Origin of the sequence: Bradyrhizobium sp. STM 3843 (genome assembly GCF_000239815.1) — a bacterium.
In the GTDB taxonomy this organism is placed as follows: Bacteria; Pseudomonadota; Alphaproteobacteria; order Rhizobiales; family Xanthobacteraceae; genus Bradyrhizobium.
This window is the reverse complement of record NZ_CAFK01000284.1, coordinates 21,217-27,216: the sequence shown is the minus strand read 5'-3', so window position 1 is coordinate 27,216 and position 6,000 is coordinate 21,217. Positions and strand designations below refer to the sequence as shown.

The window sequence follows — 6,000 nt, the reverse complement described above, 5'->3', positions numbered from 1 at the left end:
ATTTGCGGAGCTGGAGACGCTGGGCGAATTGACCAAGATCGCCTGGGCCAAGGGCTGCCAGGTCATGATCGAAGGCCCCGGCCACGTGCCGATGCACAAGATCAAGATCAACATGGACAAGCAGCTCAAGGAATGCGGCGAGGCACCGTTCTATACGCTCGGGCCGCTGACGACCGACATCGCCCCGGGCTATGACCACATCACCTCCGGGATCGGTGCTGCCATGATCGGCTGGTTCGGCTGCGCCATGCTCTGCTACGTGACGCCGAAGGAGCATCTCGGTCTCCCCGACCGCAACGACGTCAAGACCGGCGTCATCACCTACAAGATCGCGGCCCACGCCGCCGATCTCGCCAAGGGCCACCCGGCGGCGCAACTCCGCGATGACGCGCTCTCACGGGCGCGGTTCGAATTCCGCTGGACCGACCAGTTCAACCTCGGCCTCGATCCCGATACCGCAAAGAGCTTCCACGACGAGACCCTGCCGAAGGAAGCGCACAAGGTCGCCCATTTCTGCTCGATGTGCGGCCCGAAATTCTGCTCGATGAAGATCACCCAGGACGTCCGCGACTACGCGGCGACCTTGAACGATCCGGCTTCTGTCGGCATGTCGATCTCCGGCCAGATCGAAGACGGCATGGCGCAGATGAGCGCCAAGTTCAAGGAAATGGGCAACAGCGTCTATCTCGATGCGGAGAAGGTGAAGGAGAGCAACAAGGCGTTGTGAGGCGCTGCTCAGCTCTCTGCACCGTCATGGCCGGGCGCCTGTCCTCGACGTGATCGAGGATGACCCGGCCATCGATCAGAAGCCGGGCAGAAGCCCGGCTTCTTTCATTCGTGGCCTCCCTGCAGCGACGCCAATTCGCGGGCCAGATTGTCCCGCGCTCGCCGCTCGTAGATCTCTGCGAACGCCGCATCGGGAAATATCACCGGCCGCGCGGCGAAGCGCCGGAGCACGTCGGCTCGGGCCGCCCGATAGGCCTGGTCGAACACGTGGGCGAATTCCTTGCGGATCGCGGCGGCGTAGGCGTCATACAGCGACGGCTCGGTCCCCAAAATGCTGAGATCGATCGAGATCAGGATCGCACCAAGCCTGTCACCTGGCTCGACCTGGTGAGTTCTGGTCAGGCGGATCAGGCGTCCCACCTCTCCGCCGATATCGGCAGCGAGACACTGTTCGGCAAGACGCGCGCTCAGCTCCTCATTGTCAGACCGCGTCGGGTCATAGACGACATCGTGCCACCAGATCGCCTCGGTCAAAATCGCGCGCTCAGCCGCCGACAGATCGTCAACGCGCACAAGCAGGCCGAGACAGTCCTCGACATGGGTCAGATTGTGATAGTGGCGGCCTGGCGCCGCATAGGCCGCCACAAGATCTGCACGGGTCATGAGGATGCTTATATCACGGTGCATTCATTCCGGTGAGCAAGCGGACGCAGCCGCCCGAACGCACCCTGCCCCGACGGGCTCACTTTGCGCCATCTTCGACCTCTCCAACGGTCAAAGTACGGCTTCACTTATCCCACGTACTGAGATAGCATCGCGATGTTCGCATCGAACGCTGCGTGATGAGCATCACTTCAACGCATTCCATTCACCCCGGAATTCGTCCTATGCTCACGCTCTACTCCTATCCACCTCTCTTCGGCGTCGCCGACAACAACGGCTACGGGCTGAAGGTGTTTGCCTTCCTCAAGCTCGCGGGCGTCCCCTTTGTGCACGAACACCTGTTCGACGCCTCGGCCGCGCCGCGTGGGCAGTTGCCCTACATCGTCGAAGACGGTAAGACCATCGGCGACTCCGACGTGATCATCGCGCACCTCACCGACAAGCATGGCCTGACCATCGACGCCGCGCTCACGCCTGCGCAGCGCCGCATCAACCATCTGGTCACGCGCATGCTCGACGACCTCTATTGGGTGATGTCCTATTCGCGCTGGAAGGACGACCGATATTACCCGCTGTTCCGCGATGCCTTCATGGCGCAGCATTCCCAGCTTGATGCCGCCAGCCTTGACAAGGCCAGGGACTACAACGCGCAGCGCTATTACTATCAGGGCATCGGCCGCTACACGCCGGACCAGGCCTATGCGCGTGGTTTGGCCGACCTCCAGGTGCTCGCCCAGATCGTTCCCACACGGAGCTATGTGTACGGCCCGGCGCCGACCAGCTTGGATGCCGGCATCTACGGCTTCATTGCCAACATCCACTTCTATCCGATTGAAACGCCGCTGCAGGCGTTCGTCTCAGCGCATCCCAACCTGGTGCGCCATTGCGAGGCGATCCACGCGATGGTCAGTGGGTAAGTCAAACCGGGAAGATCATAAGATTGTCTCTCGATCCCGCCATCTGCGAGGCGTGAAGCGCCGAAGCAATCCAGTATCGTTGCGCGGCCTTCGATTGCTTAGCTACGCTCGCAATGACGGAGGCAGGTGCGAGATGGCAAAGCGCGCGTCGCGACGATGCTTTGCCTGGCCTGACGCGGCGCGTGCCCCACCATTAGCAACAACATCCGTAACTGGCGCGCACGGCGCGTCCATTCATCGCGTTCGCGGAAGCATTGTCGCGGACGCGCCTCTGCTCACCGCACCAAGCAGATTTGCGATATCCTCGACCGGTTTCCGAAGCAGCCAGAGGTCCCCATGCCCATCCACCACATCCCCGCTCCACCCCACGTCAAGGCGCCGCCGCTGTCGTTCGGCACCCGCTTCGGCGATCTCGTCTTCATCTCCGGCATTCCCGGCCTCGACGCGCAGGGCGCGCTGCCCGACGGCTTCGAGGCGCAGTTCGCCAATGTCGTGATCAACTTCACGCGCGTGCTCACGGAGGCCGGCGCAACGATCCGCGACCTGGTCAAAGTCAACGTGCTGCTGACCCGCGCCTCCGACGTCGCAACCATGAACAAGCTCTATGCCGAGGCGTTCGGGCCGGCACCCTATCCCGCGCGCACCACTTGCGTGGTCGCCGCGCTGCCCGATCCGAAAATGCTGATCGAGATCGAGGGCGTCGCGGCGATCGTGACGTGAGGTTCGCCTGCGCGGAGGCGTCCTGGAGGGACGGGTTTCACCGCTCGACAAGCCTCACCCTGGTGACTATCTTTTCCTCCATGAACCTCGTCCGCCGCACGATCGAGATCGACGCCGACACCGACGCCCGCCTCGCCGAAATCGCGGCCGAGCGGGGGCAGGATGTCGCCACGGTGCTCGCCGACGCAGTCGCGATGCGGGACTCCGTCGTTGATTTCGCAGGCCCTGACGTCGCAGAGGATCGTCGCCGACTGGACCAGTACCTTGCGATGGGAAAGGGTGTCACGTTCGACGACATCAAGGCGTGGGTCGCGAGCTGGGACACCGCAGAAGAGCTTCCACCTCCTTTGTCCCGCAAGACCAGATAATCATCTTTTCGGACGATGCCCGCGACGACATCGTCCGACTGCGATCCTTTCTCGATCAGATCAATCCCGGCGCAGCGCGCGGCGGCGCAATGGTCGTGCTGTTCACGACAATCGAGAGCTTGCAGGACCATCCAAATCGAGGACACCGCGCCGATGATCCCGATATTCGCCAGCTCGTCGTCCGGTTCGGAACGTCAGGATACGTCGTGCGCTACGTGCTGCTTCCTGCGACAAGCGACATTCTGATCACACGCATCTGGCATGGGCGGGAGGCGCGCCATTGACCCCCGGCCCCAAATCACCGGCCGCAACCGTCTCCACCGCCTTCCCCTGACATCGCCGTGAGCGGTGCCATCGCCGCCTTGCCAGCAGCGCGCTTTTGTCGCAGGAGTCCGGGGCCGGTTCGCAAGGAATGGATCGGCGCCGCCCGCAGGCCTGATCCGCCGCGGCGGCTGGGGCTCTGTTTCGTGAGGGGAGATTTCCGATGCGTCGCCTGACCACTCTCGCTGCCGCTGCCGGTATCGCTGCCGCTTCCGTTGTACCGGCGCTCGCCGCGCCTCGGCACGCCGCGCCTGCGCCGGCGTCCGGTTACTACGTGATCCGCTGGGAAAACACCGGCATCTGCCAGATCTGGAACACCGATTTGCAGTCCAAGCCGGTCGAATGGCCGTCGACCTACAAGGTGGTCTCGCAGCCGGTATCCACGTTCAGCGAAGCCTCAACGATCCAGCTCAAGCTGCGCGACGAGCGCCGCTGCTTCTTCTAAGGGCGCCATCACCCGACATTCCCGTTCCGGGCGATCGCCGCCACGCGGCGGTCGCCTGATTCATGGCGAGCCGCGGATAGCGCCTGGACCATGAGATGGGGACAATCGCGGCTGCCGGGAGCGTCCGCCCTCGCCCGCGCCGTCCTGGCCGTATATGCTCGACCCAGGGCGTCATCCTGCTGCTCGCCCGTGGGAGATCGGCATGGCTCAGACCGAGACGTTCGTCCTCCACGCCGCGCTCGACGGTGGCCGCTCCGTCTATCGGGACATCGAGATCGATCCGACCAGATCGTTGCACCGGCTGGCCGAAGCCATCGTGCAGGCATTCGGCTTCGACTTCGATCACGCCTTCGGCTTCTACACCGGACTGACACTGTCGAAGATCAAGGTGGTCCATCCGCAGTATGAGCTGTTTGCCGACATCGGCGAGGCCGACGCGGGCGTGCTCGGGGTCGAGAAGACGCGGATTGCGACGGCGTTCCCGGAGGTCGGCCATACGCTCCTGTTCCTGTTCGACTACGGCGACGATTGGCTGTTCCGGATCACGCTGAAGGCCACCGGGACCAAGCAGCCGAAGACGCGCTATCCGCGCGTGATCGCAGCCAAAGGCAAGGCGCCCGAGCAATATCCCGAGCCGCACCACGACGAGGACGATGATGAATCGCGCTTCGGACCAAGTTGCATCCCGGCGACGTGATCAAGATCGGACAATCGTTAGTGCTGCGCCCGGGCAGGCCGGCGCCGACGGGCAACACCGCCTGCCCGATCAGCTCGCACCAGACCTCCGCCTGGTCTTCGTCGGCACCGCGGCCAGCGAACGGTCGGCCGCGACCGGCCACTATTACGCCCATCCGGGCAACCGCTTCTGGCGCACGCTGCACGCCACAGGCCTGACGCCGCGGCTGTATCAGCCGCATGAATTCCCCGAACTCATGAAGCTCGGCATCGGCTTCACCGATCTCTGCAAGCACGGCGCCGGCATGGACCATGTCGCGCTGCAGGCTGGCGTCGATGTCGATGCGTTCACGGCGAAGATGCGGCGGTATCGTCCGCGCACGATCGCCTTCACCAGCAAGAAGGCCGCGAGCCTGTTCTACGGCCGCCCGACGACGCGGATCACGCTCGGCCGGCAGCCGCGGCAGGATGATGTCCCGGACATCTTCGTGCTCGCGTCACCTTCGGGCGCCGCGTCAGGCGCGTGGACGCTTGCGCCATGGCTGGAACTCGCGGCGCATGTCGCCAGACCGTAGCAGCAAGCCGGTCATGCTCCGGCCAGTCGCCCAGTATTCCAGAGGCGCAGCGATCAGCCGAGGGACCGCGACCTACCGCATCGAGATCGCGAGCCCCGAGAGGTCGACATTGGCGAGCAGGCCGATCTGCTCACCGGAGAGCTCGAGCACCGCGCCCTTCTGGTTGGTCAGCACGATGCCGCGCACGCCGCGTCCGACCGCCAAGCCTGCACCCGCGGCACCATAGACGCCCTCGACATCGGAGGGACGCCAGATGTTGCTGACCCGGCCACGCAGCACCGTGCGCGAGCCGCCGAACACGAGGCCGTAGTCGAGCCCGCCGGTCGAGAGCGGATAGGCGCGGCCATGGAAATTCAGAACACCCGAGCCCCCGGAGCCGCCGATGATCCACCCGGCCTTGTAGATGGTCAGCGTGATGAAGCCGCCATCCGCATGCGCGGTCGCGGGCAGCACGGCGGCCGCCGCGGTCGTCAGCGCAGCAACCAGCGTACCGCGAAGAAAGGATGCAATCGTCATTTGAAGAACGCTCCGAGGATTTTGCAACACAGATGAGGCGGAAAGTCCAAGCGAATCGGTTTGGCCGAATTTAG

10 protein-coding genes are annotated in these 6,000 nt (G+C 64.1%); 8 read left to right on the top strand and 2 right to left on the bottom strand.

From position 1 onward, the window contains the following. Positions 1 to 727: phosphomethylpyrimidine synthase ThiC (locus tag BRAS3843_RS28760; RefSeq protein ID WP_035983103.1), on the top strand; the 727-nt coding region annotated here is incomplete at its 5' end. Between the two features lie 104 nt (positions 728 to 831). Here BRAS3843_RS28760 and BRAS3843_RS28755 read toward each other — a convergent pair. Beyond that, a complete protein-coding gene (locus BRAS3843_RS28755) occupies positions 832 to 1,389 on the bottom strand; it encodes a phosphohydrolase (RefSeq protein ID WP_008972652.1) in 558 nt (185 codons plus the stop codon). Between the two features lie 224 nt (positions 1,390 to 1,613). Here BRAS3843_RS28755 and BRAS3843_RS28750 point away from each other — a divergent pair, with 224 nt between their 5' ends. The 7 genes from BRAS3843_RS28750 to BRAS3843_RS28720 all read left to right on the top strand — a co-directional run bounded on the left by BRAS3843_RS28750 (position 1,614) and on the right by BRAS3843_RS28720 (position 5,410). Beyond that, complete coding sequence (locus BRAS3843_RS28750; RefSeq protein ID WP_008972651.1) at positions 1,614 to 2,306, top strand: glutathione S-transferase family protein; 693 nt, start codon at positions 1,614 to 1,616, stop codon at positions 2,304 to 2,306. A gap of 336 nt (positions 2,307 to 2,642) precedes the next feature. Then, positions 2,643 to 3,026 carry a RidA family protein gene (locus BRAS3843_RS28745; protein ID WP_008972650.1) on the top strand — a complete coding sequence of 128 codons (384 nt, stop codon included), beginning with the start codon at positions 2,643 to 2,645 and terminating at the stop codon, positions 3,024 to 3,026. 62 nt (positions 3,027 to 3,088) lie between these two features. Beyond that, a complete protein-coding gene (locus BRAS3843_RS28740; RefSeq protein ID WP_244425492.1) occupies positions 3,089 to 3,394 on the top strand; it encodes a hypothetical protein in 306 nt (101 codons plus the stop codon). After that, entirely contained in the window at positions 3,331 to 3,678 is a 348-nt protein-coding gene (locus BRAS3843_RS28735) for a type II toxin-antitoxin system RelE/ParE family toxin (RefSeq protein WP_008972648.1), read from the top strand. The genes BRAS3843_RS28740 and BRAS3843_RS28735 overlap by 64 nt, the downstream gene beginning before the upstream one ends. A 200-nt stretch (positions 3,679 to 3,878) precedes the next feature. Then, positions 3,879 to 4,160 (top strand): hypothetical protein, encoded by a 282-nt coding sequence (locus tag BRAS3843_RS28730; protein WP_008972647.1) that lies wholly within the window; start codon positions 3,879 to 3,881, stop codon positions 4,158 to 4,160. Positions 4,161 to 4,362: 202 nt separating this feature from the next. Next, positions 4,363 to 4,857: a hypothetical protein gene (locus tag BRAS3843_RS28725; protein ID WP_008972646.1), complete on the top strand. Its 495-nt coding sequence runs from the start codon at positions 4,363 to 4,365 to the stop codon at positions 4,855 to 4,857. Further along, on the top strand, positions 4,817 to 5,410 hold the full coding sequence (locus BRAS3843_RS28720) for a mismatch-specific DNA-glycosylase (protein WP_139024997.1): 594 nt from the start codon (positions 4,817 to 4,819) through the stop codon (positions 5,408 to 5,410). The genes BRAS3843_RS28725 and BRAS3843_RS28720 overlap by 41 nt, the downstream gene beginning before the upstream one ends. Before the next feature lie 72 nt (positions 5,411 to 5,482). Here the strand turns inward: BRAS3843_RS28720 and BRAS3843_RS28715 are convergent, their stop codons facing one another. After that, positions 5,483 to 5,926, bottom strand: coding sequence for a hypothetical protein (locus tag BRAS3843_RS28715; RefSeq protein ID WP_008972644.1), 444 nt, complete (start codon positions 5,924 to 5,926; stop codon positions 5,483 to 5,485). Between the last annotated feature and the right edge of the window lie 74 nt (positions 5,927 to 6,000).

Bases quoted from the DNA above. Each gene is read 5' to 3' on its own strand.
- BRAS3843_RS28720 (WP_139024997.1), top strand. From the start codon at position 4,817: ATGAATCGCGCTTCGGACCAAGTTGCATCCCGGCGACGTGATCAAGAT.
- BRAS3843_RS28715 (WP_008972644.1), bottom strand. From the start codon at position 5,926: ATGACGATTGCATCCTTTCTTCGCGGTACGCTGGTTGCTGCGCTGACG.
- BRAS3843_RS28750 (WP_008972651.1), top strand. From the start codon at position 1,614: ATGCTCACGCTCTACTCCTATCCACCTCTCTTCGGCGTCGCCGACAAC.
- BRAS3843_RS28730 (WP_008972647.1), top strand. From the start codon at position 3,879: ATGCGTCGCCTGACCACTCTCGCTGCCGCTGCCGGTATCGCTGCCGCT.
- BRAS3843_RS28755 (WP_008972652.1), bottom strand. From the start codon at position 1,389: ATGACCCGTGCAGATCTTGTGGCGGCCTATGCGGCGCCAGGCCGCCAC.
- BRAS3843_RS28745 (WP_008972650.1), top strand. From the start codon at position 2,643: ATGCCCATCCACCACATCCCCGCTCCACCCCACGTCAAGGCGCCGCCG.
- BRAS3843_RS28725 (WP_008972646.1), top strand. From the start codon at position 4,363: ATGGCTCAGACCGAGACGTTCGTCCTCCACGCCGCGCTCGACGGTGGC.